This is a genomic window from Bradyrhizobium sp. SPXBL-02 (genome assembly GCF_051853065.1).
Taxonomy (GTDB): domain Bacteria; phylum Pseudomonadota; class Alphaproteobacteria; order Rhizobiales; family Xanthobacteraceae; genus Bradyrhizobium.
This window is the reverse complement of sequence record NZ_CP182474.1, coordinates 6,874,430-6,900,032: the sequence shown is the minus strand read 5'-3', so window position 1 is coordinate 6,900,032 and position 25,603 is coordinate 6,874,430. Positions and strand designations below refer to the sequence as shown.

General features: G+C 65.6%; 23 protein-coding genes. 11 read left to right on the top strand and 12 right to left on the bottom strand.

Annotated features, from left to right (window positions below; translation table 11 throughout):
• Positions 1–32: 32 nt before the first annotated feature.
• The 5 genes from ACNJYD_RS32065 to ACNJYD_RS32045 all read right to left on the bottom strand — a co-directional run bounded on the left by ACNJYD_RS32065 (position 33) and on the right by ACNJYD_RS32045 (position 6,521).
• Positions 33–1,133, bottom strand: coding sequence for an alkene reductase (locus tag ACNJYD_RS32065; protein WP_439364360.1), 1,101 nt, complete (start codon positions 1,131–1,133; stop codon positions 33–35).
• A gap of 179 nt (positions 1,134–1,312) precedes the next feature.
• Positions 1,313–1,816 (bottom strand): DUF1993 domain-containing protein, encoded by a 504-nt coding sequence (locus ACNJYD_RS32060; protein ID WP_172785877.1) that lies wholly within the window; start codon positions 1,814–1,816, stop codon positions 1,313–1,315.
• Positions 1,817–1,924: 108 nt separating this feature from the next.
• On the bottom strand, positions 1,925–3,226 hold the full coding sequence (locus ACNJYD_RS32055) for a lytic murein transglycosylase (protein ID WP_439364359.1): 1,302 nt from the start codon (positions 3,224–3,226) through the stop codon (positions 1,925–1,927).
• Between the two features lie 92 nt (positions 3,227–3,318).
• The gene (locus tag ACNJYD_RS32050) at positions 3,319–5,259 is read right to left on the bottom strand and encodes a glycosyltransferase (protein WP_439364358.1); all 1,941 of its coding nucleotides are present in this window, start codon (positions 5,257–5,259) and stop codon (positions 3,319–3,321) included.
• Positions 5,256–6,521 carry an HlyD family secretion protein gene (locus ACNJYD_RS32045; protein ID WP_439364357.1) on the bottom strand — a complete coding sequence of 422 codons (1,266 nt, stop codon included), beginning with the start codon at positions 6,519–6,521 and terminating at the stop codon, positions 5,256–5,258. The genes ACNJYD_RS32050 and ACNJYD_RS32045 overlap by 4 nt, the downstream gene beginning before the upstream one ends.
• Before the next feature lie 370 nt (positions 6,522–6,891).
• Between ACNJYD_RS32045 and htpX the strand changes: the two genes are divergently transcribed.
• The 3 genes from htpX to ACNJYD_RS32030 all read left to right on the top strand — a co-directional run bounded on the left by htpX (position 6,892) and on the right by ACNJYD_RS32030 (position 9,305).
• Entirely contained in the window at positions 6,892–7,839 is a 948-nt protein-coding gene (htpX, locus tag ACNJYD_RS32040; protein ID WP_212259036.1) for a zinc metalloprotease HtpX, read from the top strand.
• Between the two features lie 135 nt (positions 7,840–7,974).
• Positions 7,975–8,616, top strand: a complete 642-nt coding sequence (locus ACNJYD_RS32035; RefSeq protein ID WP_439364356.1) for a tetratricopeptide repeat protein — start codon at positions 7,975–7,977, stop codon at positions 8,614–8,616.
• A gap of 296 nt (positions 8,617–8,912) precedes the next feature.
• Positions 8,913–9,305, top strand: a complete 393-nt coding sequence (locus ACNJYD_RS32030) for a DUF3551 domain-containing protein (RefSeq protein ID WP_212259038.1) — start codon at positions 8,913–8,915, stop codon at positions 9,303–9,305.
• A gap of 312 nt (positions 9,306–9,617) precedes the next feature.
• Here ACNJYD_RS32030 and ACNJYD_RS32025 read toward each other — a convergent pair whose 3' ends face one another.
• Together ACNJYD_RS32025 and ACNJYD_RS32020 are read right to left on the bottom strand one after the other, a co-directional pair.
• On the bottom strand, positions 9,618–9,968 hold the full coding sequence (locus ACNJYD_RS32025) for a hypothetical protein (protein ID WP_260380352.1): 351 nt from the start codon (positions 9,966–9,968) through the stop codon (positions 9,618–9,620).
• A gap of 164 nt (positions 9,969–10,132) precedes the next feature.
• Positions 10,133–10,933, bottom strand: coding sequence for a hypothetical protein (locus ACNJYD_RS32020; RefSeq protein ID WP_260380351.1), 801 nt, complete (start codon positions 10,931–10,933; stop codon positions 10,133–10,135).
• Between the two features lie 232 nt (positions 10,934–11,165).
• Between ACNJYD_RS32020 and ACNJYD_RS32015 the strand changes: the two genes are divergently transcribed.
• Positions 11,166–11,459: an antibiotic biosynthesis monooxygenase gene (locus tag ACNJYD_RS32015; protein WP_018648871.1), complete on the top strand. Its 294-nt coding sequence runs from the start codon at positions 11,166–11,168 to the stop codon at positions 11,457–11,459.
• A 139-nt stretch (positions 11,460–11,598) separates the two neighbouring features.
• Here ACNJYD_RS32015 and ACNJYD_RS32010 read toward each other — a convergent pair whose 3' ends face one another.
• A complete protein-coding gene (locus ACNJYD_RS32010; RefSeq protein WP_172785886.1) occupies positions 11,599–13,044 on the bottom strand; it encodes a helix-turn-helix domain-containing protein in 1,446 nt (481 codons plus the stop codon).
• Positions 13,045–13,272: 228 nt separating this feature from the next.
• Between ACNJYD_RS32010 and ACNJYD_RS32005 the strand changes: the two genes are divergently transcribed.
• The 3 genes from ACNJYD_RS32005 to ACNJYD_RS31995 all read left to right on the top strand — a co-directional run bounded on the left by ACNJYD_RS32005 (position 13,273) and on the right by ACNJYD_RS31995 (position 15,953).
• Positions 13,273–14,907: an isocitrate lyase gene (locus tag ACNJYD_RS32005; protein WP_172785887.1), complete on the top strand. Its 1,635-nt coding sequence runs from the start codon at positions 13,273–13,275 to the stop codon at positions 14,905–14,907.
• 71 nt (positions 14,908–14,978) lie between these two features.
• Positions 14,979–15,191: a DUF4170 domain-containing protein gene (locus ACNJYD_RS32000; RefSeq protein WP_024341447.1), complete on the top strand. Its 213-nt coding sequence runs from the start codon at positions 14,979–14,981 to the stop codon at positions 15,189–15,191.
• A 207-nt stretch (positions 15,192–15,398) separates the two neighbouring features.
• Positions 15,399–15,953 (top strand): hypothetical protein, encoded by a 555-nt coding sequence (locus ACNJYD_RS31995; RefSeq protein ID WP_212259041.1) that lies wholly within the window; start codon positions 15,399–15,401, stop codon positions 15,951–15,953.
• 121 nt (positions 15,954–16,074) lie between these two features.
• On the opposite strand, the gene ACNJYD_RS31990 is transcribed toward ACNJYD_RS31995, so the two are convergent.
• The gene (locus ACNJYD_RS31990) at positions 16,075–16,959 is read right to left on the bottom strand and encodes a metallophosphoesterase family protein (RefSeq protein WP_439364355.1); all 885 of its coding nucleotides are present in this window, start codon (positions 16,957–16,959) and stop codon (positions 16,075–16,077) included.
• Between the two features lie 92 nt (positions 16,960–17,051).
• Between ACNJYD_RS31990 and ACNJYD_RS31985 the strand changes: the two genes are divergently transcribed.
• From ACNJYD_RS31985 to ACNJYD_RS31970, 4 genes are all read left to right on the top strand, one after another.
• Positions 17,052–17,543 (top strand): NUDIX domain-containing protein, encoded by a 492-nt coding sequence (locus ACNJYD_RS31985; RefSeq protein WP_172785889.1) that lies wholly within the window; start codon positions 17,052–17,054, stop codon positions 17,541–17,543.
• A 48-nt stretch (positions 17,544–17,591) separates the two neighbouring features.
• A complete protein-coding gene (locus tag ACNJYD_RS31980; protein ID WP_439364354.1) occupies positions 17,592–18,743 on the top strand; it encodes a hypothetical protein in 1,152 nt (383 codons plus the stop codon).
• The gene (locus tag ACNJYD_RS31975; RefSeq protein WP_439364353.1) at positions 18,740–19,681 is read left to right on the top strand and encodes a glycosyltransferase family 2 protein; all 942 of its coding nucleotides are present in this window, start codon (positions 18,740–18,742) and stop codon (positions 19,679–19,681) included. The genes ACNJYD_RS31980 and ACNJYD_RS31975 overlap by 4 nt, the downstream gene beginning before the upstream one ends.
• Positions 19,682–19,778: 97 nt before the next feature.
• Complete coding sequence (locus ACNJYD_RS31970) at positions 19,779–20,294, top strand: GNAT family N-acetyltransferase (protein ID WP_439364352.1); 516 nt, start codon at positions 19,779–19,781, stop codon at positions 20,292–20,294.
• 167 nt (positions 20,295–20,461) lie between these two features.
• Here the strand turns inward: ACNJYD_RS31970 and ACNJYD_RS31965 are convergent, their stop codons facing one another.
• The 3 genes from ACNJYD_RS31965 to ACNJYD_RS31955 form a co-directional block, all read right to left on the bottom strand.
• Positions 20,462–22,840 carry a TonB-dependent receptor gene (locus tag ACNJYD_RS31965; protein ID WP_439364351.1) on the bottom strand — a complete coding sequence of 793 codons (2,379 nt, stop codon included), beginning with the start codon at positions 22,838–22,840 and terminating at the stop codon, positions 20,462–20,464.
• Positions 22,841–22,985: 145 nt separating this feature from the next.
• Positions 22,986–23,390, bottom strand: a complete 405-nt coding sequence (locus ACNJYD_RS31960; RefSeq protein ID WP_439364350.1) for a DUF2946 family protein — start codon at positions 23,388–23,390, stop codon at positions 22,986–22,988.
• A 143-nt stretch (positions 23,391–23,533) separates the two neighbouring features.
• A complete protein-coding gene (locus tag ACNJYD_RS31955; protein ID WP_439364349.1) occupies positions 23,534–25,597 on the bottom strand; it encodes a hypothetical protein in 2,064 nt (687 codons plus the stop codon).
• Positions 25,598–25,603: the final 6 nt, after the last annotated feature.

The following is a 25,603-nucleotide window of genomic DNA, read 5'->3' as shown; positions in this document are numbered from 1 at the left end:
CGTTCGCGGGGCATGACAGTGATTGCGTGGGCCTACTCCGCCGGCTCGGCCGCCAGCGTCGGGTAATCCGTATACCCCTTGGCGCCGCCGCCGTAGAAAGTATTCTTGTCCCAGTCGTTCAGCGTCGCCCCCTGCTTCAGCCGCTCGACCAGGTCGGGGTTGGAGATGAACGGCTTGCCGAAGGCGATGAGGTCGGCGGCGTTGGCGGCCAGCACCTTGGTCGCGAGGTCGAAATCGTAGCCATTGTTGGCGACGTAGGCGCCACTGAAGCGCTTGCGCAACGACGCATAGTCGAACGGCGCGACGTCGCGCGGCCCACCGGTGGCGCCTTCGACCACATGAAGATAAACCAGCTTCAGCGCGCTGAGGCCGTCGACGATGTGATCGTACAGGGCCTGCGGGTTGGAATCCGAGATGTCGTTGGCCGGCGTCACCGGCGAGATGCGGATGCCGGTGCGCTCGGCGCCGGCCTCGGCGACGACCGCCTTGGAGACCTCCAGCATCAGCTTCGCGCGGTTCTCGATCGAGCCGCCATAGGCATCTAGGCGCTTGTTGGTGCCGTCCTTGGCGAACTGCTCGAGCAGATAGCCGTTGGCGCCGTGGATCTCGACCCCGTCGAAGCCGGCTTCCAGCGCATTCTTCGTGGCGCGCTTGAAGTCGTCGATGATTGCAGGGATTTCGGAGAGCTCGAGCGCGCGCGGTTCGGAGACGTCGGCGAAGCCGCCATTGACGAAGGTCTTGCCCTTGGCGCGGATCGCGCTCGGCGCCACCGGGGCTGCGCCATTCGCCTGCAGGTCGATATGCGAGATGCGGCCGACATGCCAGAGCTGGATGAAGATCTTGCCGCCGCGTTCATGCACTTTGTCGGTGACCTTGCGCCAGCCGGCGACCTGCTCCTTGCTATAGATGCCGGGTGTGTCCTGGTAGCCCTGACCTTGTTGCGAGACCTGGCTCGCCTCGGTGATGAGGAGGCCCGCGGACGCGCGCTGGGCGTAATAATCGGCGGCGAGCGGACCGGGCACGAAGCTGCCGGGTACGGCGCGATTACGCGTCAGCGGCGCCATGACGAGGCGGTTGGCCAGCGTGATCGGGCCGAGCTTGTAGGTCTCAAACAATTTGGTCGAACGGCTCATGGGAATGCTTCCAGGCGGTGAGAGGTCTCGAACACTTGTGCATCGCGACATCAGGCGCAAGGGATGAGCCATACGGAAAGTGCAGGCGAGCTACGCGGCAGCGCCCGCGTAGCATAATTCATGTGCAATTTCGGCGGCGACAGCGGATTTCCGCTGTCGCGGCCGTGCGATTTCACAAATCAGTTCGCGCCCATGAAATCGCGCTTGCCGATCTCGACGCCGTTGTGACGCAAGATGCCGTGGGCGATCGCTGCGTGGAAATAGAGGTTCGGCAGCGAGAACGAGGTCAGGAATTGCTGTCCCGTCATGGTGATGGTCTTGCCGGGGCCGACCGGAAAGGTGACGTCCCTGGCTGCGGCGCCCTCAAACTGCTCAGGCTTGAAGGATTTGACGTAGTCGATCGTCTTCGCCAGCCGCTGCTTCAACTCCGCAAAGCTCGTTTCGGTGTCGGGCGTCGAGGGGACCTCGCTTTGCGTCAGCCGCGCGCAGCCTCTGGTCGGATAGTCGCTGACCAGCTGGATCTGCCGCGACAGCGGCAGCATGTCCGGGAAGAGGCGCGAGCCGAGCAGGACGCTCGGCTCGATCTTCCTGGCCGCGCAATGCGCCTCGGCCTTGGTAAGCAGGCCGATCATGCTGTTCAGCATTTGCAAATAGGCGGGAACGACGGCGTCGTAGAAGGACATGTGATGCTCTCTTCAATGAGGGAAAACTCAGGAGGAAACCTGAGCCACTCACATGGGAGCCTCATGGAATAATACAATCGTGGAAACGGCTTGTGCGGTGCGAAAATTCTACCGCACCGTCGCCTGTGGCTGGGCCTGCACCGTGCCGCCGCGCATGCGCGCGAGCAGCTCGGCGGTCGGCCAGGAATCCGCTGGCAGGCCGTATTTGACCTGCATCGCTTTCACCGCGGCGCGGCTCTGCTGTCCCAGCACACCGTCGACCTTGCCGACGTTGAAGCCGGCGCGCACCAGCAGCTGCTGCAATTCCTTGAGCTCGTTGAATGGCAGTTGCGCGACCGGCGCCGCCGGCTTGCGCATCGGCGCCGCTCCGGCGATGCGCGAGGCGAGATAGCCCGCGGTGGTCGAATAGATCAGCGAGTTGTTCCACTCGGTGTAGGCGGCGAAATTCGGATAGGCCATGAAGGCCGGCCCGAAGCGTCCCATCGGCAGCAGCACGGACGCTGCCAGATTGTCGTTCGGCAAGGGGCGGCCGTCGGGATAAGTGACGCCCAGTTGCGTCCATGTCGAGCGCGGCTCGCGCACGGTGAGATCGGTCTTCTCCCACGGCAGGTTCGGCGGCACCTTGATCTCCTCCAGCCACGGCTCGCCGCGCCGCCATTTCAGTCCGTTTGCGATGTAGTTCGCGGTCGAGCCGATCACGTCGGCTGGCGAGCGCAACAGGTCGCGGCGTCCGTCGCCATCATAGTCGACGGCGTAGTTGACGTAGTGCACGGGCAGGAATTGAGTCTGGCCGAGCTCGCCGGCCCAGGAGCCGATCATCTCCTCGGGATGCAGATCGCCGCGGTCGATGATCTTCAGCGCCGCGATGGTCTCGTTCACGAACATCTCCGAGCGGCGGCAATCATAGGCCAGCGACACCAGCGATTTCAGCGTCGGCAGGTTGCCCATGTTGGCGCCGAAATCGCTCTCGAGGCCCCAGAACGCGGCGATCACGGCGGGCGGCACGCCATATTCCTTCTCCGCGCGTGCGAACGCCGCGGCGTATTGCTTGATGTGCTGCTGCCCGTTCTGCATGCGATAGGGCGCGGCCATCCGGCCGGCGAATTCGGTGAAGAGCTGGCCGAACACGCGCTGGCCGCGGTCGCGGTTGACGATGCCCTGGTCGTAGACGAGATAGGGCGATGTGTCCGCGATCGTCCGCTGCGACACGCCGGCGGCGATGGCCTGCTGCTTCACGTCGGCGAGGAAGCGATCGAAGCTCGCGCCGTTATGGCAGGAGGCCGCGCGCGGCGACGGCGCACTGGCCTTGGGCGCCGCGGGTCTTGCGGGCGGCGGAGCGAACTGGGCAGAGGCGGTGGCGGAGCATGCGAGGAGCGCGACGGCCGCGATCGCGAATCGGGTCTGGAGCATGGGGGTTCCGGCGGGGAGGGCAGGCGTGGATTCGCCCGAAGTCTAAAGCATGATCCGGAAAAGTGCGAAGCGGTTTTCCGAGAAGATCATGCCTATCCAAACAGCCGCATCAGCAGCGCCTTGCCGACCGGGAGCGCTTTGACGCCCTGATAGGCGCGCACATATTCGCCGGCATAAAACGCCCTGATCGCGTGCACGCGCGTGTCCAGGCCCTCCTCGAACCGCACCGCGAATCCGTCCGTCGTCCGCCGCACTACCATCGCCGCGATCGAGCGGCCATAGATCCGGCATTCGATCGTGCTGCCGGGCCTCGGCGGATCGGGATCGATCAGGCGGGCCCCGGTGATGGAGATGTCGGCGAGCCGCGCGAGATGGGACCTGCCATCCTGGCGCAAAAGGACCGGTTCATTGCGATTGAACCGCTCCGCCTTGCGCTTGCGCGGCTGCTCGATGCAGACGAAGCAGACCACGGTGAGAATGAGCGCGTTGTAGAGGCTCCAGGCCAGCGCCAATCCGCCATAGGCGATGTTCTCGCCGCGCAGGTGCAGGATGAAGGCGTAAGCGATGGCCGCAAGCGTGATGAGGAGGGCGGTGCCATAGAGACGCAGCAGCGGCCATTCGACGAAGCGCCTGTCGCGGTCGCCGCCTTTCGCGGTGACCTTGAACTTGTGTCCTTTCGGCTTCAACAGGCCGGTCGCAACCGCCTTGAGCACGGCGGGCGCCGCGATGAGCTGCGAGACATCCGTCATCATGGCGAGCGAACGGCCATGCGACAGCCAGGCCATGGTGAGACTGTTCCAGACATAGAACGGCAGAAAGATGCGCAATAGCTCGGTCAGGTCGGCCCGGACAGCCTTGATGCCGAACAGCAGGAACAGCCAGGGCACCACAAGGCCGGCCACCTTCGAGGTGTAGACCGCGGCCCAGCTCAAGAACGCGTCGACCAGCGAGAGCCGGTCGATGAAGGCAAGCTTCGACTTCCGCGAGAGCGGTCCGCTGCGGCCGCGTACGATCTGCATCAAGCCGAGGCACCAGCGCGCGCGCTGGGTGATGTATTCCTTCAGGCCTTCGGGCGCGAGCCCGATCGTCAGGCGCTCGTTGAGATAGATCGTGTTGAGGCCGCATTCCTTCAGGCGCAGGGTGACGAGGTAGTCTTCGGTCACCGAGTCGGTCGGAAATCCGCCGATCTGCACCAGCCCGGCGTAGCGAATGAGGGATGAGGTGCCGCAGCAAAACGCGACGCTCCACGCATCCTTCGCCGGCATGAGGATGTCAAAGAAGAATCGTTGCTCGTCGGGCCAGACGTCAGTCGCGGCAAGATTGGTCTGGATCGGGTCGGGATTGATGAAGTGCTGCGGCGTCTGCACCACCCCGACCGACGCATCGTCCATGAGCGAGATGGTGCGCGCCAGGAAGTCCGGCCGCGGCACGAAGTCCGCATCGAGAATGGCGACGAACTCCGGCCGCTCCGGCAGCGCGCCGACATGCTTGAGTGCGTGGTTGATATTGCCGGCCTTGGCGTGCCGGTTGTCCGGCCGCGTCAGATAATGGCAGCAGAGCTCGCCCGACAGGCGCCGCAGCCAGGGCCGTCTTCCGTCGTCGAGCACCCAGACGCGATAGTTGCCGTAGTCCATACCGGTCGCGCCGATGATCGTGCGCTCGAGGATCGATCGTTCCTCGTTGTAGGTGCAGATGAAGACATCGATCAATGGTGCGCGCGGGTCGGTGGCGCGGTCGTCGATCCTCGCCGCGCCGGTGCGGTCGCGCGTCCGGCTCAGGAACAACAGCGATAGCGCGACCGCGACCAGCGAGGCCGCCTCCAGCAGCATGAAAGGGTAACCGATCACGGCGTCGATAGTCAGATGCGGTGGCGGGAGCGTCGACGTGGCACGCCAATGAAGATAGCGCAGCAGCAACGCCACCGATACGACGGCCAGGAACGAGCGCGCCATCGTGCTATCGCGCCTGAGCAGCGGCACGATCGCCATGAACGCGCCGAGCGCAATCATGCCGGGCGTCAGCGCCGTCGTCACGGCGTGGTCTCGTGCCGGGCGAACACGACGCGGCCAGTGCGTCCGACGGTGCAGGCGCGGGCGGCGGCATCGCGTGATGCCACGGTCACGCGATAGGGCTCCTTGCTCAGCGCATCCGGATTGATCGCGAGATTGGCGGGCGCGCCGGCGGCGCCGGTCAGATTGACCACGCTGCCGGAGATCGGCTCGCCGCCATCATTCGGCTCGAAGGTGGCGCGATCGCCGAGCTGCAAGCGGTTGTAGACGTTCTCGGTGACATTGGCGGTGATGACGGCGCCGCTGCAGTCGAGCACTTTGAGCAGGGGCTGACCGGCCTGCACGTCCTCGCCCGGCGAGGTCATCATCTCCCAGACCGGTCCTGCGACGGGTGTCGTGATGTTGGCTTCGGACAGATCGGCGAAGCGGACCTCTTCCACGATGATCTCGTTGGCGAGCCAGGCGATCTCAGTGTCGGTGCGTGCAAGATCGGCCTCGAGGTCGCCGGCGCGCTGGCGCATCTCTTCCTCGCGCTGCACCGAGCTTGGCCGGTCGTTGTAGCTGTCGCCGAGGAAGGAGCCGTTCTGTGCCGCGGCAAGCTCGACCTTGGCCGCGTCCAGCCGCTTGCGCGCGCCGAGCTCGGTCTGTTGCGAGACCGAAAGCTCGCGCGTCAGGCGCGCCAGCTCGACCGTCGAGACATTGCCGGATTTCGCCAGCGAGGAGGCGCGCTCGACAGCGGCGCTGGCCTCGTCCCGCCGCGCGGCCGCCGCCTCGATCGAGGTCTGGATCTCCGCAATGCGCGCCTCGAGCTGGAGCACGCGCCCCTCGCGGAATTGGGTGGCCTGCCGCGCAAGATCCTTTTGTGCGGCCTTCGCCGAGGCAAGCTTGGCGGCAAGGCTCGGCCGTTCGTTTTCAAGGCGCGCTTTCTGCCGCCGGAGATCGTCGAGCCGGGTCCGATCGCTGCGCGAGTTCACGACGCGCAGAACCACGGTTCCGGCTTCGAGCTTGGCCTGGTCGCTGAAGCGCTGAGCAGCCGCCACACGGCCGCCGATCGGCGTGCGCAAGGTGACGAGGCGGGAATTCAGCACCGCCTCGACGCTCGAATGCTCCCAGATCGCGCGCAGCGGCAGCCAGCCGAACACGGCGATGATGGCGAGCCCGATGGCAATCTTGGCCCCGCGCCGCAGATACAGCCGGCGGCGTTCTGGTTCCGGCGCAGTCTGCCCATCGGATTGGTGGCCGGCTTCGTCGTGGGCGAACAGCTGCTCGTGCAGTGCCTCCTGCAAGCCCTTCGCGTCAGACTTGCTCTCGTTAGGGGAGGGAGTGGATGTAGGGTCGACGGAAGCGGCGCGTGAGCGGTCCATCATGACGGTCACCTTGCTGACGAGATGCCAACGGAACCGGTCAATGCACAAAACCGTGCGACGTGCCCGGTTACCGCGGATTAAGCCAACCCCGCGCTTTCTAGGTTGCTAAGTCTCCACGTGTGTTTTTGCACAAATCCCCGTCAAGGTTTAGCGGGAGTGGAAAGGCTGGCCGCACCTGCGATGGATCTGCGGCCCGGCGACGCACGAACCTTGCGGTCGTCGGCGGCATTCATACTTCGGGGGAGCCGGCCAGAGGCTCGCGCCCGCGGCCGCTCCAGGAGAGACGGCCATGAACTATCTTCGTACCGCAATGCTGCTCGCAGGCCTGACCGCCCTGTTCATGGGCGTCGGCTATCTGATCGGCGGCGCCTCGGGCGCCATGATCGCGCTCGTCATTGCCGCCGCAACCAATCTCTTCACCTACTGGAACTCCGACCGCATGGTGCTGTCGATGTACGGCGCCCATGAGGTCGATCGTTCGACCGCGCCGGAGCTGGTCGGCCTCGTCGCCGAGCTTGCCGGCCGCGCGGGTCTGCCGATGCCGCGCGTGTTCGTAATGGATGAGGTCCAGCCCAACGCGTTCGCAACCGGCCGTAATCCGGAAAACGCCGCGGTCGCCGTCACCACCGGTCTGATCAACCAGCTCAGCCGCGAGGAGCTCGCCGGCGTCATCGCGCACGAGCTCGCGCACATCAAGCATCACGACACGCTGCTGATGACTATTACCGCGACCATTGCCGGCGCGATCTCGATGCTCGCCCAGTTCGGCATGTTTTTCGGCGGCCACCGCGACAACAACAACGGTCCGGGCATCATCGGCTCGATCCTGTTGATGATCCTCGCTCCGCTCGGCGCCATGCTGGTGCAGATGGCGATCAGCCGTACCCGCGAATATGCCGCCGACAATCTCGGCGCGCGCATCGTCGGACAGCCGATGTGGCTGGCCTCCGCGCTGGTGAAGATCGAGGGTGCCGCGCACCAGGTGCCGAACGTCGAGGCTGAGCGAAACCCTGCGACCGCGCACATGTTCATCATCAATCCGCTGTCGGGTCATGGCGTGGACAATCTGTTCGCCACCCACCCCTCGACGCAGAACCGCGTCGCCGCGCTCCAGCAACTCGCGGCCGAGCTCGGCGCGCGTGCGGCGCCGTCGGTCGGCGCCAACGAGAACTATCCGCCGCGCGGTCCCTGGGGCCGCTCCTCTTCACGCGGATCTTCACGTGGTCCTTGGGGCTGACGGAACCGGCAAGGATTTGCGGCCGGCTTTGTGATCTGGCGCACACAGGGGCGTCCCGACCGGTGTTAACACCTCGGCGTGACCATTTCTTCGAAAGGGGATGCGTGGCCGGCCCGCCGCCTGCCACCGTCGAAGATGACCAGATTTGCCGTACCATTGCTGATCGTCCTTTGCGTGCTCGTCGGCTTGTCCACGCACATGGTCGTCAATTGCGGCGACGAGGACGATCCCGACATCTGCTCGGCCGTGATCGGCTTCTCGCCGTTGCGCGGCTCGCTGATCGCTTTCGCCTATGCGGGGCGCGGGCGGATCGCGCTGCGTCACGGCGACTTCAGGCGGGCGATCGCCGATTTCGACCAGGCCATCCACCTCAATCCCAACCGCGCTTCGCTCTATCGCGACCGGGCGCTGGCGCGCCGGCAGAACGGCGACCTCGAGCTTGCCATTGCCGATTACGACGAGGCGATCGCGCATGATCCCAAGCTCGCCGCACCCTATCACCAGCGCGGTCTCGCGCTTGCCGCCACCGGCGATCTCGACCGCGCCATCCTGAGCTACAGCACGGGCGTCCGCCTCGATCCCTCCGATGCGCAGGCCCGTCTCGATCGCGGCCTTGCGTTCCTCGCCCGCGGCCAGGCCGACGACGCTCGCGCCGATTTCGAGGCCGCGCTGGCGCTGCCCGCCGGCAAGGACGCTCACGCGCGAGAGGCCGCGCGCGCCAAGCTCGCGGAACTCGCCAGCGCCGAGCCGACACAGGTTGCAGCGCCGCGAAGGTGAGGGGAGTCTCTCCGCGACCCCGGAATCGTAGTAGGGTGGGCGAAGGCGCACTTCGCGCCGTGCCCACGATTGTTTCAATACGACAACAGACGCGTGGGCACGCTTCGCTTTGCCCACCCTACGATGCGTCTGTAGGACAGGTGGCTTGCCGTATAGCGGCGCGACAGGTGAGAGATGCGAGAGCACGACTGTCGGCTGCCTGCTGCGCGCATGAACCAACTAGGCTAATATGAGTTGGATCTCTACTGTCCGGGGCCAGAGTGCATCCGTGTCGTACGCGCTTGGAGGAGCTTCCAATGTGCAAATGGGCTTTGACGATTTTGACCGTGGGTATCGCCCTGACAGCGGGAGACGCTCGGGCTCAAAGATATGACCCGGCTTTTCCCGTTTGCTTGAACGTGGTTTCTCGCGGAATGACCCCTTACTACCGATGCAGCTTCACGACGATGGACCAATGCAGGGCATCGGCAAACGGTCAGATGTGCGTCCTCAATCCGTATTACGCCGGTGCGGCAGCCAGAGGGAACTCTCGGCGTCATCATCGCCAGACCTACGCGCCACCGAGGCCGCCGATCCAGTACCGGGCTGCACCATATAATCAGTTCAATGAACCCTATTATGGAGCGTCCCAAGGCTACGCGCCTGGCGAGAAACAGCGATTTCTCGACAGCTTGAGGCGATACATGTGAGGATGTCGCTCGACTGTGTTCGAGCAGCACATGCTAAAGCATGATCCGGAAAAGTGTGCAGCGGTTTTCCGAAAAGATCATGCTCAATCAATAGCCTAAAGCGCGATGACGATTCATCCTAATCGCATCGCGCTTTAGGGCGGGAGGAATCGTTGAGGTCGCGGCCGGCCCGATTGCAGCGGGCACGCGGGAGCGTGTCGCAAACGCGCAACGCGGCGATCCGATCAAGCCAGAGATGATAAGGTAGACAGGCCGGCGAGCCTCCAGATCGCCAATCCCGCGGCGGCGATCGGGGAGGCGCAACGACAACGACTACGTCTTCTTTTTCGCTTTCGCTTTCTTTGCGGCCTTCTTCGCCGGCTTCTCGTCCTTTGCTTTCTTCTCCGCCTTCACAGTAACAGGCGTGCTGGCGGCCAGGCGCATCGATCGCGCGTAGCTGTCGGCGACGTTGTCGGCGGACATCTGCAGGCGCTTGGCGGCCGCATTGGCCTGCTCCATGGTGGCCTTGGCCATCATCTTGAAGCGCTCGCCGGTCTCCTTGCCCTTGGCCTTGGCCGCAAGGCTGTTGAAGCGATCCCGCCGCTCCTTGGCACGGGTCATCAGGCCCGTATGCAGCTGTCTGGCCAGTTGCCGGATCACGACATCCAGGTCGGCGTCCGCCATGTTCTCTCATCCCCTTCGAAAAACGCTATCGATGCGGGCGGGACTATGCAGATCGGACCCCGCCTTGGCAATTCCCGGCGGTGCGTCATCCGCAGCTTCCGGCGTGCGAAACAAAAAAGCCGCGCTGTTCGCGCGGCTCTTTGGCTTGGCTTGGCGCCTTCCGCTCACTTGAGCGAGGCGACCGGGCCGTTCGAGGCTGCCGGCTCGGGGTCGAAACCGAACACGCCGACCAGGTATTTGTAATAGTCCGGCATCTTCTCCTTGAGCGCCTCGCGCGACTTCGGATCGTGGAATTCGCTTTTGCCGGCCAGGAAGATGCTGGCGGTCACCGCAAAGAATTCCATGGGATTCTTCATCGCATAGGATTCCTTGGGCAAGAGATCCTTGGACTTGGCCAGGGCGTAATAGGCGATCACGCCCTTGTTGGCGTAGCCGTCGGGTAGCAGCCGCGCGTGATAGGCATGCAGCAGCTCGTGCAGCAGCACGGCCTCCTTCTCGTAGCGCATCATGTCGGGCCGCAGCATGATCACGCCGAGCCCGGAATCGACCGCGAGGTCGACGGCATTCGGATTGGTCCAGCGCTGCTTGGCAGGATCCCACACCGTCAGCGTCCGCGGCACGCGGCGCTCGACGTTGGGGGCGACGCGGCCGTAGCAGGCGGTTGCGGCGCCCTCATCGAGGCAGGCGAGCTCGCTCGCGATGATCGGCACGGTGCGGAAGAAGCGCAGCACGCGGGGCGACAGGCCGGCCGCTTCGACGGCGTCGATCTGCTGCTTCAGATTGTCGGTGAGCTTGTCGACGTCCTTGCGGTCGGAATTCTCCGACAGGTCGAACATGTAGCCGCGATAGCTCTGGAAGCCCGGCGGCAGCGACTGCGCCGCGTCGGCATCGAGCGACCCGGCACGGGACGGATTGGCGAACAGCGCGCCGACGATGGTTGCGGTCAGCAGCAACGCAATGCGCATGATGAACCCCCTGATGTCACTTCGCCCGGCAGATTAGGCCGCCCTTGTTTGCGAAAAGTGAGTGCGGCGAGACTAAGGCGCTGATGTTGAGGCGTGCTTAACCGTTGGTTGCAGATCGCGGAGATGGATTAGGAGAGGATTAACCAAGCGTGGATCGGCGGCACGGTTCGGCGTAACATCCGCCTCCGGGCAACAGGCCCGGAAGTCCAGACAGCCGGAAGGGGAGGATGCCATGTATGCCGCCATCCGTCAGGCCAAGGCGAAAAGCGGGAGCGCGGAAGAGCTGACGCGCCGCATCAAGGACGGTGCCGTTCCCATCATCAGCGACGTCGAGGGTTTCCGCGCCTATTACGTCGTCTATGCCGGCGACGACACGGTCACCGCGATCTCGATCTTCGACAAGTTCGAGCAGGCCGAGGAGGCGAACAAGCGCGCCATCGCCTGGATCGAGAAGGATCTCGGCCCGCTGCTCGCCGGCGACGCGCGCGCCGTGGCGGGGCCGGTGATCGTGCATACGCTGGCGTGACTTCGCGTCATTGCGAGGAGCCCGCGACAAAATTGCGAAGCAATTTTGCGCAGGCGACGAAGCAATCCAGGCTGTCACGGCGGAGACAGTCTGGATTGCTTCGCTTCGCTCGCAATGACGAGGAGGCATCTGCGTCCCCTCACAACTCCCGCGCATTCGAGAACGCAAAGCTCGACACCCGCCGCGTCGTCTCGTCCAGGATCAACGTGCGCGTGATCGGCGGCTCGGCGCGCTGGGCGCAGTTCTCGCGCTCGCAGAGGCGGCAGTTGACGCCGATCGGGGTGCCCTCGGCCTTCTCCAGGTCCATGCCGGTGGCGTAGGTCAGGCGCGCGGCGTGGCGGATCTCGCAGCCGAGGCCGATGGCGAAGCGCGGCTGCGGCAGCGGATGCGGCGCGACGGGGCGGCGCACCATCTGCGCGATCGAGAAATAGCGCGTGCCGTCGGGCAGCTCGATCACCTGCTTGAGCAGGCGATCCGGCGTGTCGAAGGTCGAGTGCACGTTCCAGAGCGGACATGTGCCGCCGAATTTCGAGAACGGGAACGTGCCGGAGGAGAAACGCTTGGAGACGTTGCCGGCATTGTCGACGCGCAAGAGGAAGAACGGAATGCCGCGCGCGTTCGGCCGCTGCAGCGTGGTGAGGCGGTGGCAGACCTGCTCGAAGCCGGAATTGAAGCGCTGTGCCAGCACGTGGATGTCGTAGTTCAGCGCTTCGGCGGCCGCGAGGAACGCCGGGTAGGGCATCATCACGGCGGCCGCGAAATAATTGCCGAGGGTGATCCGGAACAGCCGGCGCGGCGCGTCGTCCAGCGGGCCGGCACGGCCGATGATTGTCTCCAGGGCCTGCGCGCATTCCCCCAAGCCAAGCTGGAAGGCGAGCTGGAATGCGCGGCCGGGCGGATCGACCAGCTCCGAGATCAGCAGCTGACGGCGGTGACGGTCGAAGCGGCGGAGCGTCTCGCGCATCACGTCGACCGGCATGATGCGGGTCTGGATCGAGTGCTTCTCACGCAAGCGCGCGACCAGCGCGGCGTACAGCCCTTCGGCGGGCACGTTCAGCTCGTCGCGCAGGTTTTCCGCGGCCTGCTCCAGCTCCGGAAAATAGTTGCGGTTGGCCTCGATCAGCTCGCGCACGCGCTCGACCGGATTGGCTTCAAAGCGCGTGCCGACGTCGCGGTCGGCCATCTGCGCCGCCGCCAGCGTCTCGCCCTGGCGCGCCTCGGTATAGGCGGCGTAGAGCCGCTGCAGCGCATGGGTGACGCCCGGGCAGAGCTCGGCGAGGTCGCGCAGCTCCTGCTTGGGCACGTCGATCTGCCGGAACAAGGGATCGGAGAAGATCTCGTTCAGCTCGGCGAAGAAGCGGTCTTCGTCGGCGGTGGCGAGATCGCGCAAGTCGAGGTCGTAGGTCTCGGCCAGCCGCAGCAGGATCTGCGCCGTGACCGGGCGCTGGTTCCGCTCAATCAGGTTGACATAGCTCGGCGAGATCCCGAGCCCCTCGGCGATCTGGGTCTGCGACAGCCCCAATTGCTGCCGGATCCGCCGGAAGCGCGGGCCGACGAAGAGTTTCTTGCCGGACTCGGCGGGCATGTCTCAGATCTCCAGGCTCATCAAGGTCAGAACCGCTGACCTATGTTTTTACAAGATTTACAAAATAACATCTATTACACGTTCAGATGTTACATGACATCACCAATAAAAAACAAGCCATCTATACGAACTTTGTCTTTTCGCGTTTACCTCCTGACACGCATCTCGCAATGCATTGTCAAGAATGTCGATGGCCGTCCTGCCATCGTCAGCGAAAGGATCAGGCACATGAACTACCAGCCCCGCGGCATCAGCACCCTCCAGGGTCCGTCCTCGTATCAGGACGAGGTCAAGGCGGCTCAGGCGCTCCTCGAGACCCAGCCGACCTGGAATGGCGTGTCGGCCGAGGCCGTCGCGCGCATGCGCCTGCAGAACCGTTTCAAGACCGGCCTCGACATCGCCCGCTACACCGCGGCCGTGATGCGTGCCGACATGGCCGCCTATGACAAGGATCCGACCAAGTACACGCAGTCGCTGGGCTGCTGGCACGGCTTCATCGCCCAGCAGAAGCTGATCTCGGTCAAGAAGCACTTCGGCGGCAAGACCGACCGCACCTATCTGTATCTCTCGGGCTGGATGATCGCGGCGCTGCGCTCCGAGTTCGGTCCGCTGCCCGACCAGTCGATGCACGAGAAGACCTCGGTGCCGGCGCTGATCGAGGAGCTCTACACCTTCCTGCGGCAGGCCGATTCGCGCGAGCTCAACGACATCTTCCGTCTGCTCGACAAGGCGCGCAAGGAAGGGGACAAGGCCCGCGAGAAGGAGCTGATCGAGAAGATCGACAACTTCCAGACCCACGTCGTCCCCGTCATCGCCGACATCGATGCCGGCTTCGGCAACGCCGAGGCGACCTATCTGCTTGCCAAGAAGATGATCGAGGCGGGTGCCTGCGCGCTGCAGATCGAGAACCAGGTCTCCGACGAGAAGCAGTGCGGTCACCAGGACGGCAAGGTCACCGTGCCGCATGACGTCTTCCTGGCGAAGATCCGCGCCTGCCGCCACGCCTTCCTCGAGCTCGGCGTCGAAGACGGCATCGTCGTGACCCGCACCGACTCGCTCGGCGCCGGCCTGACGCAGCAGATCGCGGTCAGCCACAAGCCCGGCGACATCGGCGACCAGTACAACAGCTTCCTCGATTGCGAGGAAATCACCGCGGAGAACGCCAAGAACGGCGACGTCATCATCAACCGCAACGGCAAGTTGATGCGCCCGAAGCGGCTGCCCTCCAACCTCTACCAGTTCCGCCCCGGCACCGGTGCAGACCGCTGCGTGCTCGATTGCATCACCTCGCTGCAGAACGGCGCCGACCTGCTCTGGATCGAGACCGAGAAGCCGCATATCGAGCAGATCGCGAGCATGGTCGACCGCATCCGCAAGGTCGTGCCGAATGCCAAGCTCGCCTATAACAACTCGCCGTCGTTCAACTGGACGCTCAACTTCCGTTGGCAGGTCTACGACGCGATGAAGGAAGCGGGCCAGGACGTCAGCAAGTACAACCGTGCCGAGCTGATGAAGGCGGAGTACGACGACACGCCGCTGGCGAAGGAAGCCGACGAGCGCATCCGCACCTTCCAGGCGGATTCGGCCAAGCGCGCCGGCATCTTCCACCACCTGATCACGCTGCCGACCTATCACACGGCGGCGCTCTCGACCGACAATCTCGCCCGCGAGTATTTCGGCGAGCAGGGCATGCTCGGCTACGTCAAGAACGTCCAGCGCGCCGAGATCCGTCAGGGCATCGCCTGCGTGAAGCACCAGAACATGGCTGGCTCCGACATCGGTGACGACCACAAGGAGTACTTCGCGGGCGAAGCTGCCCTGAAGGCGGGCGGCGCCCACAACACGATGAACCAGTTCGGCTAACGGCGGATCGGACCGGTCTGGAAGCCAGCTTGGAGTCCAGGCCGGTCACGCACCTCAACAGGAGACTGACAATGACCAAAGGCAGCAATTTCTGGGTGATCGGCGGCGAGTTCGGCTCGATGAACTTCCACAAGCTCGTCGAAGGCTCGGCCCAGGTCAAAGGTCCGTTCAAGACCCGCAAGGAAGCCGAGGACTGCTGGCGCGAGGTATCGGAAGAGAGCCGCCACAAGGCCGGCGTCCGCTTCTCGATCGTTGAAGAGCCGCAGCGCGCCCCGGCAGCCTGATCGGCAGCTGCCGAGCTGAAACAATCTGAAACAAGAAGACGTCCAAGGACGGATGGTCCCATCCAGGCCTCAAGCCTGGGTGGGATCGTCTGCTTTTGGCACAGGCGAAACGGCTGTGGGCGCCGTAAGTCTCTGGAATTGTGGGCCTTTGCGGAGGGTTTGGTTGCTGATAGGTTAATCGGGATAAAGTCGAGGACGAGGCCGACAATGTCAGAGCCCGAGACCAGCGGGACCCATCCCGGCCAGCCGCGCCCGGTGCGGCTGCGCGATGCGCTGCTGCGCGCGCGGATCGAGGCGGCCGACCGGACCGGCGTCGTCGTCGATCTGCGCGACGCCGAGGTGGCGCGGCTCGAGATCCTCAACGACGCGCTCGATCCCCTGTTCGCGCAGGTGCCCGATCAGATCGACCTGTTCGACCGCGGCATCAGCCAGGGCGATACGCCGCGGCTCTGGATCGACGTCGTCGCCCACATCGTGATGGGCCGCGACAAGCGGATGTACCGATTCGTCCAGGACACCCGCTTCGGCCGCATCGTGCTCGCCGAATCGCACGACACCGCAATGATCGTCGAGGCCGTCACCGACTATGTCGCGCGCCGCATGATCGAGCGCGAGCGTGCGATGGTGATCGCGCCCGAACCGCAGGCCCCGGCCGCCGCGCCGCCGCGCCGCTCGCGCCTCTGGCCGTTCGTGTTCGGCTTCGTGCTCGGCGCTGCCGCGTTGTTCGGGCTCGCAGTGCTCGCGGTCTTGCGGAACTGGTGAGGCTCTCTCCGCCGTCATTCCGGGGCATGCGCAGCATGAGCCCGGAATCCATCGGGCAGCAGCGCATGGCGATGAATGGATTCTGGGCTCGCGCTTCGCGCGCCCCGGAGTGACGGAGACCTCAAATCAACCGCACATGCTTGATCTGCCCGATCTGAAATCCAGCCCCGAGGCTTCGCACCGTCTGCTCGCAGCGCCAGCCGGCATTGTCCTTCTCGATGGTGAACAGATTGTACGCCGCCGCGGGATAGCGTCCGTGCGCGAGCGCGGAGGCCGAGGGCACGCCGAGCGCGGGAATGTTGCCGTTCGGACCCTCGAACCACATCGTCGAATGAATGTGATCGTGCCCGTGCAGGACCAGCTCGACGCCGTGGCGCTTCAACAGCGCCAGCAGCTCCGGCGCGTCGGTCATCCGCTTCGCCCGCGCGCTGGATTTCAGCGGATGATGCACCAGCAGCACGCGGAAGACGTCTTCCGCCGCGAGCCGCTTGAGCACCTCCGCAAGCGCAGCGAGCTGATCGCGCCCGAGCGTGCCGGTCGCCATCAGCGGCAGGGTCGGCACCGCCGTGGACAGGCTGATCAACGCCAGCGGCCCGCGCCGGCGCACCGCGGGGAAGGCTGCACCGCCGGGTGTGTCCGCGGCGATGTAGTGCAGGAACGTCTCGCCGAAGCGATGCCGCGTCGCGCTGACATAGGCGTCGTGATTGCCGGGAATCGCGGTCACGCGGTCGGGCGGGCCGACGCTTTCGAGCCAGGCCAGCGCCGGCGCGAACTCCGCCTCCAGCGCCAGGTTGACGAGATCGCCCGTCACTGCGATGTGGTCGGGCGCCTGCGCCTTCATGTCGGCAACGAGCGCATCGAGCACCTCGCGGCGCTGGTACTTGTGGCGGTTGCGGGTCCAGTTGACATAGCCGAGCGCGCGCTTGCCCGCGAGCTCGATCAGCCGCGGCTTCGGCATAGGCGCCAGATGCGGATCGGACAGATGGGCCAGCGTGAAGGGAGTCATGGCGCGCGAATGCCTCGCTATTGCTCCGCTGTAATGGCAAGGTCGCGCGCGTCGCGCAAGCAGGGCCCGAGCAGGGGCGTCGAGGAAGCCTGATGGGAGAACGTCTGAACCGAGCCCGACGGAAAGCCGAGCCGCTGCTGCGGCGGGTCTTCCACGTCTATTTCCTGCTCGTCCGCGGCATGACGCTGGGCGTGCGCGCCGTGGTGCTGGATGCCGACAATCGCGTCTTCCTGGTCAGGCACAGCTACGTCAGCGGCTGGTATTTGCCTGGCGGCGGCGTCGATTTCGGCGAGACCATGGAAGAGGCGCTGCGGCGCGAGCTCAAGGAGGAGGGCGACATCGACCTGACCGGCGAGGCGATCCTGCACGGCGTCTTCCTCAACAGCCACGTCTCCCGCCGCGACCACGTCGCGGTCTACGTGGTCAGGCAGTTCAGGCAGGATCGCGTCCCTGAGCCCAACCGCGAGATCGTCGAATGCGGGTTCTTCGACAATGCCGCGTTGCCCGAGGGCACCACGCCCGGCACGCGGCTGCGGATCGCCGAGGTGCTCGGTGGCAAGCCGTTGATTGCGACGTGGCGCTGAGGGCGGCCTGTGCTAGTAACCCGCTTGACGCGCGCCACGGAAGACCGGATGAAAATTGCCAAGCTCGCCTTCGGCCTGATCTGTATTGCGATCCTCGCCAGCAACATCGTCACGATGTCACGCTGGAGCGAGGCACGCGGGGTCTATGACGACATCTGCTATCTCCGCCAGGCGCATCTGTTCCAGCGCCTCGGCATCGGTGGGCTCAACACCAATGCCCACCTGGACTACGACCAGTATTTCGAAGGCAAGCTGAAGCAGATCGCGTTCGCCGAATGGCAGGACCCGCTGCGCTGGCCGTGCCACAACCCGATGCCGAGCGGCAAGGTCGTGATGCAATATCCGCCGGGCACCGGCTTCCTGCTGGCGCTGTTTCCCGAAGGCAACCAGGTGGTGCCGCTGTACATCGCCGCGAGCCTGATTGTCTGCGGCCTCGCGCTGACGGGCATTGCCATGGCACGCACGCTGCCTGCCATCGTCGGCGCCGGCCTGTTCGGCGCGCTTGCCGTCTATCTCATGATCAACCCGGCCAAGGCGAGCTATTCGATCGCGCCGACCATGGCGCTCTGCGCGGTCGCGGGATTCCTGACCGCGTTGTGGCTGACCAGGGAGAAACGCAGCGTGCTGCTGATTGCGCTGGTCGGCCTCCTGCTCGGTGCCTCCGTCAATTTCAGATTGCCGAATGCGCTGCTCGCGGCCGGCTATGCCATCTATCTGGCCCTTGCGTTCCTGCGAACACGGACGCTGTCAGGCTTCGCGCAGGGGCTCGGCTTCGGCGTCGCTGTCCTCGCCGGCATGGCCCCGACCCTGGTTGCGCAGGCCATCAATGCCGGCAGCCCGCTGGCCACGACCTATGGCAGCGCCGACGTGGTCGCGCCGGCCTTCGACCTTGCCGTGCTCGGCCATTATCTGCGCGACATGCAATTCGTGCTGATCGTGCTGGCGATCGGCACCACGGCCTTTCTGTTGCGGGTAGGCGAGGGCAGCGTGCGGCAGGTGGCGCTCGTCGCCGCCGCCAATCTCGTCGTCAACCTCGGCTTCTTCCTGAGCCATCCGATCTTCACGCCCTACTACATCGTGCCGATTGCGATGCTCTCGCTGTGGAGTGTCGCGTTCGCATGGCTGATGCAGCCGGAGCAGGCACGGCAGGCCACGCCGCTCGGGCGCGAGCCGACAAGCCTCGGAGTGCCGTCGCGATGACCTCAGCGCAGTTTCGCATCGCCGTGCTGGTGCCCTGCTACAACGAGGAGGCCGCGGTCGCGACCGTCGTGGCCGATTTCCGCAAAGCGCTGCCCTCGGCGCAGATCTACGTCTACGACAACAATTCGCGCGACCGGACCGCCGAGGTCGCGCGCGAAGCCGGCGCGATCGTGCGCAGCGAGCGCCGGCAGGGCAAGGGCCACGTCGTGCGCCGCATGTTCGCGGACGTCGAGGCCGACGTCTATGTGCTGGTCGACGGCGATGCGACCTACGATGCGCCGAGCGCGCCGCGCATGATCGACAGGCTGCTCGACGATCATCTCGACATGGTGGTCGGCCTGCGTGTCGATCAGGTCCAGGCCGCCTATCGGCTCGGCCATCGCACCGGCAACCGCATGCTGACCGGCTTTTTGTCCTCGACCTTCGGCCACGCTTTCAAGGACATCCTGTCCGGCTACCGGGTGTTCTCGCGCCGCTTCGTCAAATCCTTCCCCGTCCTCTCCGACGGTTTCGAGATCGAGACCGAGCTTGCGGTCTATGCGCTGGAATTGTCGCTGCCGGTCGCCGAGGTCGAGACGCCCTATTACGCGCGCCCCGAAGGCTCGTTCTCCAAGCTCAACACCTGGCGCGACGGCTTTCGCATCCTCGGCACCATGCTGAAGCTCTACCGTTCCGAACGGCCGTTGCGCTTCTTCACGGTGATCGGAATCCTGCTGGCGCTGGCCTCGATCATCCTCGCGATCCCGATCGTGATCACTTTCATCGAAACCGGGCTCGTGCCGCGCCTGCCTACCGCGGTGCTGTCGATGGGCCTGATGATCATGGCCCTGCTGTCGGTGTCATCAGGGCTCGTGCTCGACACGGTGACGCGAGGGCGGCGGGAGATGAAGATGCTGACCTATTTGTCCCAGCCGGCGTCGAACCGGGACGCAGGCTGAGGCAGGCCTGCAGCTCGCTCCGCTGGGGAGAGGCCAGGCCCGGCACCGATGGCGCCCATGGACCTCCGCAGGCGCAAGTGCTACTCCGCGAATTGACATGAACGATCTCTCACTGACCATCCTTCCCGAAGCCGCCGGCGACGCCCAGGCCATCGAGCGGCTGCACGAACGCACCTTCGGCCCCGGCCGCTTCGTGCTGAGCGCCTACCGGATCCGCGAGCACGTCGACCATCTGCTCGATCTGTCCTTTACCGCCCGCATCGGCACGCTCCTGGTCGGCTCCGTCCGGCAATTGCCGATCCTGATCGGCGACACGCCGGCGCTGCTGCTCGGGCCGCTCACCGTCGAGCCGCCGTTCCGCGACCGCGGCATCGGCCGTCAGTTGATGGAGCGCGCGGTGAAGGACGCCAAGGCGAAAGGTCACCGCCTGGTGCTGCTGGTCGGCGACGAGGCCTATTACAGCCGCGTCGGCTTCAAGCCGGTGCCGAAGGGCCGCGTCACCATGCCAGGTCCCGTCGATGCCGCCCGCATCCTGGTGTTCGAGCTCGTCGACGGCGCCTTCGAGGGCGTGTCGGGCGCGGTCGGCCCCGACTGGAGCAAGGCGCGGAAGTAGGAGTGGCGCGTAGCCCGGATAAAGCGCAGCGCAATCCGGGAAGGTCTCCCCGCGACGCGAGACCCCGGATTACACAGGCTCAGCGAAGCAATCCAGAATCTTTCTGCGGTGGCAGTCTGGATTGCTTCGTCGCAAGGGCTCCTCGCAATGACGGTGTTTGTCGTCACCTAGAACTTGAAATTCGCGAACGCCCGCACGCCGATGCCGGGCATCAAGACCTCGTCCTTGGTGTAGGACACATGGTTGCGAATGTTCTCGTTGAGGAGATTGTTGCCGACGATGCCGGCCATCATCTCGCGCGCGCCGAACCAGTTGCGGTCGAGCTTGGTCTTGTAGCTGACCTCGGCCTTCAAGAGATTGTAGCCCGCCGTAGGCGTCTCCGCGATCACGGCGACGTTGTTCTGCGCGAAGGCGTGCAACAGGTTGACGCGCATCAGCCAATTGTCGTCGCGCCAGAACACGCCGCCGCCCATGCGCACCGGCGGAATCCGCGGCACGTTGGTGCCGTCGGAGAAGGTGGCGCGGACCACGTCGAGCTGGTTCTCGATGCCCCAGATGCCGCCCTGGAACGCGCCGATGTCCAGCTGCGACTGGAATTCGCCGCCACGGAAGTTCGCATTGCGTTGCGAGTAGACCGCCTGGTTCAGCTCGGCCCCCGGCGTGCCGCAGGACGCAAAATCGTCGTCGCAGCTCACGCCGGTGAGGCGGCGATAGATGAAATTGTCGAAATGCGTGTAGTAGACCGTCGCCTCGAACCGGAACGGCCCCGTCGCCCTGCGGACGCCGAGCTCGATCGATTTCGCGGTCTCGATCGTGAGGTTCGGATTGCCGATGTCGAAAGTCGCGGTCGCATCATGGCCACCGCGGGAGAACAGCTCGGCTGCCTTCGGCGCGCGCTCGACATATTGCGCGGTGATGCTGCCGACCATTCCGCCCGGCAAATCCTGCAGCAGCCCGATGCTGCCGCTCTTCGGCGTGAAGGACGGGTTGCGCGCGATCGCCGCCTGCGGCGTGCCGTCGGGCAGGTAATCCGCCGGGAAGTTCGGCGTCGTGCCGTGCAGCTCGACATGCTCGATCCGGCCGGCGATCTGCGCCCGCGTCGCTTCCGAGAACTTGAACTCGTTGAAGGCGTAAGCCGCGACGCGCGTGTTGGTGTTGGGATCCCACAGCCCGTTGAACAGCGTGCCGGGATTGTCGGGGCTCGGCGCGCTCAATTCCTGGTGCCCGACCTGGAAGCCCAGCGCCGTCGTCACTTCGGCGAAGCGCGCGTTGAACGGCATCAGCTGCACCTCGGTGCGGATCTCCTGCTCCTTGTTGGTGAAGGTTTGCCGGATGCCGTCGCTGTTGAGGTCGGCGGGATCGGCAAGGCCAATCTCGTTGTGCCGGTAGTCGGTCGCGCCGGCCCAGAACCGGATCGTATCGATCGCAGCCGCGTCGGGGCGGTACTCGCCCTTGACGTTGATCTTGGTCTGGTGAGCGTCAATCCGCGTCTTGTGGTCGGCGCCGTCGATGCCGGGGATGTGGTAGAGCGAATCGTTCTGCGTGATCGATGCGCCGATATAGCCGCCCTGGAAGAAGTACGAGCCGCCGATCGATGCGCCGTCCGAGCGCGTCGCCGAGTTCGGCTGGCGGCCGTTCACGGGGCGCGACTGGTCGGTCAGATAGGGATAGCTCGGGATGTAATAGTCCGAGGTGGCGCGGCCATAGGCGTCGGCATGGAAGGCAAAATTGCCGCCGCCGGCGTCGAGCAGCACGCCGCTCTCGATGCCGCGGTCGACCGAAGAGAACGCGGTGCGCGTCTCCGCGGTGACGCAGGGCGACGTCGCAGCGTTCGCGAGCGGGGCCTTAGTCGGCAGGCCGTAGGCCTGGAACGACGGCGCGCAGGAGGGCAGCGCGTCCGGAATCCGGTTGTTGGTGGCGCTGACCACGCCGCCGATCGAGGTCGAGCCGTAGCGCAGCGCCGCCGGCCCGCGCACCACCTCGACCTGGTTGGTCGCGAGCGGATCGATCGGGACGAAATGATCCTCGCCGAGGTCGGAGGCGCCGCCGCCATTGGTGCCGTTCTCGACGATGCCGACGCGGTTGACGTCGAGACCCCTGATGATCGGCCGGCTGGAGGCGCCGGGCGCGAAGCTCGATCCGGTGATCCCGGGCTTGGAGAACAGGAGATCGCCGAGCTGGCCGCCGCCCTCGCGGCGGATCTCCTCGTTCGGCACCACGGTGACGGTGGCGAACTGGTTGGTCACGACAGGTAAAACGCCCTGCTGGGGCGCGGCGGGCACGGGCGCTGCCGGCGCCGCTTCCGCCGTCTGCTCGCGGCTGCGCACCCGCGCGGTCCGCGTGCCGCGGCCTGCGCTGCGCGACGGCACCGCTCGACGCACGATCGGGCTCGGCGCCGTCACGGTGACGGCGGGGATCTCGGTCGACGATTTGTCCTGTGCCGGCTGTTGCGCCGAGTCTTGGGCGAACGCAGCTGTAGCGGCGGCGCCGAGCAGGAGCAGGCTTGCTCCGCCAAGGCGCTGCGCGCGTCGCAATTGAAATGACATGGTCCTGATTCCACCCAGGCGCCGTCCGGATGATGCTCTGCTGATCGGAGGCGGCCTGCCGTCGCTATGCGACGGAATTCGACTTCAACTTCTCCCAGGCACTTGCCGATGCACGGCGAGGCTGGGCGTGATCAAGCGTTGGAGATCAGGAAACAGGAGGGGCGCGCGGCTGGAACGCCGTGCCGGCCGATGTCAGATGAGCGAACTCGGCGTCGAGGGTGCGCTGGAGCAGCTCGATCGCCTGCGGCAGCAACAGCACGGGCGGCGTCGCCGACACGATTGTGCCCGCCATCGCGATGATGGCGCAGATGGCACAATTATCTTCGCCCGAATGCTCGCGGTCAGGGCCGGCCGGCGACTGCTTCTGCACCGCGGCGCGGTCGATCGCAGCAACGCCCTTGGTGCTGTCGGTCTGCTCGGCTGAGGATTGAGCAAGCGGCGCGGCCTGCGCAAACCAATGGCTGTGGCCGAATGTCAGCGCGAGCTGCACCAGCATCGCGAACAACGCGAGCCGGGCGCCGTGCCTGCTATTCGACCGGAACCACTTCATCTGGAAACGCCACCCCCACACCGGAGCGTCAATCCCAGGACGCCGCGATGTTATAGTATAACATCGCCCGATCGGTTCACCGATGTCAACGGCAGCCGGGATCGGCGCATGCAGGCCGCCCAGCCGATGTGTCGTTCGGGCAACTAGCGTCCCTCGCGGACCCACGTCGCCGCAAACGCGCCGAGCAGCAGCAGAAGACCGATCAGGCCGGAGAAGATCGGCAGCACGCCGACGCCCTTGACCACGCTGGCGTCGCGCATCCGCACGCCCATCCAGCCGTCGCCGTGGAACATGCCGACCGAGCGAACCGGCAGGATGCGCGGCAGCTCGACGCTCGAGCCAGCGGCCACACGCACGGCATCGCCGCCCGTCGCCTGTGTCAGCGGCTTCAACGTATCGACCGTGGAGGTGACTTCCGAAAACTCCTTCGGATTGGTCGGGCCGACATTGATCAGCGCCTTCAGCGTGCCGTCGGTGGCCTGCCACAGGCCGAGCTCGTTGGCCGGCAGGCTGGCGCGCCACTCGCCGGGATCGCCGGGCGAGAGCGTCAGATCCTGCGACACGCCCGACGGCGAGGTCACGCTGACAGGCTGGACGCTGTCCGCCATGGTCTGGCGCACCACGACGAGGTCCTTGCCCTGCACCTGGAGGCGCAGCGCTTCTTCGTCGAGATCAGGCTGCTTCATCAGCCAGTGCGACATCCGCCGGAGCAGGTCGAGATGCGGGCCGCCGCCCTCATAGCCGCGCGCCCACAGCCAGATGTGGTCGGACAGCAGGAGCGCGACGCGGCCCTCGCCGAAGCGCGACAGGAACAGCAGCGGCTTGCCGTCGACGCCGGTCATGACGGGCGGGTTGACCGCGTTGCGGGTGTCGACGGTGCGGAAGAACCGGCTCCAGCGCGGCGGCTCGCTGGCGGAGCCTTCCAGCCCGCGCGTGACGGGATGACGTTTGCCGATGTCGGACAGATGCGCATAGAACGGCTTCTCGGTGACGCCGACGGGCTCGGCCGGCAGCACCGAATCCAGCGGCGTGCGCCAGATGCTGCTGTTCGAGGCATAGTCGGGGCCGGCCGAGACCAGCACAGCGCCGCCTGCGCGCACATAACGCGCCATGTTCTCGAAATAAGGGATCGGCAGCACGCCCTGGCGGGCGTAGCGGTCGAAGATGATCAGCTGGAATTCGTTGATCTTCTGCTGGAACAGCTCGCGGGTCGGAAATGCGATCAACGACAATTCGTTGATCGGCGTGCCGTCCTGCTTCTCCGGCGGGCGCAGAATGGTGAAATGGACGAGGTCGACGCTGGCGTCGGACTTGAGCAGATTGCGCCAGGTGCGCTCGCCCGAATGCGGCTCGCCCGAGACTAGGAGCACGCGCAGCTTGTCGCGCACGCCGTCGATGGCCACCACGGCGCGGTTGTTCACCGGCGTCAATTCGCGCTCGAGCGGCGAAGCCTCGATCTCGACGATGTTCGGCCCGGCATGCTTGATGTCGACGTCGACGCTCGCGGCCTGACCGCTCGACAGCGTGCGCTCGTTGATGACCTCGCCGTCGCGGCGGACCGTGACCCTGGCACGCTCGCCGGAAACGCCCTGGTCGTCGAGGCGGTAGGAGATGGTCTGGGTCTGCCCGACGATGCCGAAGCGCGGTGCGGCGGTGATCGCGATGCGGCGGTCGCGCTCGTCCTTCTGGCCGGTGACCAGCGCGTGCACCGGCGCCTGGAAGCCGAGCGCGGCTGTGTTCGCCGGAATATCGTGGACGCGGCCGTCGGTGATCAGGAACGCGCCGGCGACGCGGTCGACCGGGACGTCCGCCAAGGCCGAGGCCAGTGCCCCGAACAGTTTCGTGCCGTCGGTCTCGCCGTCGGCCTGTCCGGCGTCGACGACGCGGACCTCGAGGCCCTTGATCTTCTTCAGGCTGTCGACCAGCGCCTCCTGCGCTTGCGCAGCTTCGCGAGTGCGGTTGCCGAAGTTCTGGCTCGGGCTCTTGTCGACGACGATGGCGGCGACCGAGGTGAGCGGATCACGGTCCTCGCGCGTGAAGGAGGGATTCGCGAGCGCCAGCAGGAACAGCGCCAGCGCGGCCACGCGCACCGCAGCGCCGCGCGCGCGCGCCAGCAGCAGCACAAGCGCAATGACGACGATCGCGGCGAGCGCGAGCCACAGCACGATCGAGGGAACAAGCGGTGTGAACGCGATGCCGTAATTCATGTCGAT

Bases quoted from the DNA above. Each gene is read 5' to 3' on its own strand.
- ACNJYD_RS31990 (WP_439364355.1), bottom strand. From the start codon at position 16,959: ATGACTCCCTTCACGCTGGCCCATCTGTCCGATCCGCATCTGGCGCCT.
- ACNJYD_RS32060 (WP_172785877.1), bottom strand. From the start codon at position 1,816: ATGTCCTTCTACGACGCCGTCGTTCCCGCCTATTTGCAAATGCTGAAC.
- ACNJYD_RS31975 (WP_439364353.1), top strand. From the start codon at position 18,740: ATGACCTCAGCGCAGTTTCGCATCGCCGTGCTGGTGCCCTGCTACAAC.
- ACNJYD_RS31965 (WP_439364351.1), bottom strand. From the start codon at position 22,840: ATGTCATTTCAATTGCGACGCGCGCAGCGCCTTGGCGGAGCAAGCCTG.
- ACNJYD_RS32065 (WP_439364360.1), bottom strand. From the start codon at position 1,133: ATGAGCCGTTCGACCAAATTGTTTGAGACCTACAAGCTCGGCCCGATC.
- ACNJYD_RS31985 (WP_172785889.1), top strand. From the start codon at position 17,052: ATGGGAGAACGTCTGAACCGAGCCCGACGGAAAGCCGAGCCGCTGCTG.
- ACNJYD_RS31960 (WP_439364350.1), bottom strand. From the start codon at position 23,390: ATGAAGTGGTTCCGGTCGAATAGCAGGCACGGCGCCCGGCTCGCGTTG.
- ACNJYD_RS32035 (WP_439364356.1), top strand. From the start codon at position 7,975: ATGACCAGATTTGCCGTACCATTGCTGATCGTCCTTTGCGTGCTCGTC.
- ACNJYD_RS32055 (WP_439364359.1), bottom strand. From the start codon at position 3,226: ATGCTCCAGACCCGATTCGCGATCGCGGCCGTCGCGCTCCTCGCATGC.
- ACNJYD_RS32030 (WP_212259038.1), top strand. From the start codon at position 8,913: ATGTGCAAATGGGCTTTGACGATTTTGACCGTGGGTATCGCCCTGACA.
- ACNJYD_RS31980 (WP_439364354.1), top strand. From the start codon at position 17,592: ATGAAAATTGCCAAGCTCGCCTTCGGCCTGATCTGTATTGCGATCCTC.
- ACNJYD_RS32015 (WP_018648871.1), top strand. From the start codon at position 11,166: ATGTATGCCGCCATCCGTCAGGCCAAGGCGAAAAGCGGGAGCGCGGAA.
- ACNJYD_RS32000 (WP_024341447.1), top strand. From the start codon at position 14,979: ATGACCAAAGGCAGCAATTTCTGGGTGATCGGCGGCGAGTTCGGCTCG.
- ACNJYD_RS31955 (WP_439364349.1), bottom strand. From the start codon at position 25,597: ATGAATTACGGCATCGCGTTCACACCGCTTGTTCCCTCGATCGTGCTG.
- ACNJYD_RS32020 (WP_260380351.1), bottom strand. From the start codon at position 10,933: ATGCGCATTGCGTTGCTGCTGACCGCAACCATCGTCGGCGCGCTGTTC.
- ACNJYD_RS32025 (WP_260380352.1), bottom strand. From the start codon at position 9,968: ATGGCGGACGCCGACCTGGATGTCGTGATCCGGCAACTGGCCAGACAG.
- ACNJYD_RS32005 (WP_172785887.1), top strand. From the start codon at position 13,273: ATGAACTACCAGCCCCGCGGCATCAGCACCCTCCAGGGTCCGTCCTCG.
- ACNJYD_RS31995 (WP_212259041.1), top strand. From the start codon at position 15,399: ATGTCAGAGCCCGAGACCAGCGGGACCCATCCCGGCCAGCCGCGCCCG.
- ACNJYD_RS32010 (WP_172785886.1), bottom strand. From the start codon at position 13,044: ATGCCCGCCGAGTCCGGCAAGAAACTCTTCGTCGGCCCGCGCTTCCGG.
- htpX (WP_212259036.1), top strand. From the start codon at position 6,892: ATGAACTATCTTCGTACCGCAATGCTGCTCGCAGGCCTGACCGCCCTG.
- ACNJYD_RS31970 (WP_439364352.1), top strand. From the start codon at position 19,779: ATGAACGATCTCTCACTGACCATCCTTCCCGAAGCCGCCGGCGACGCC.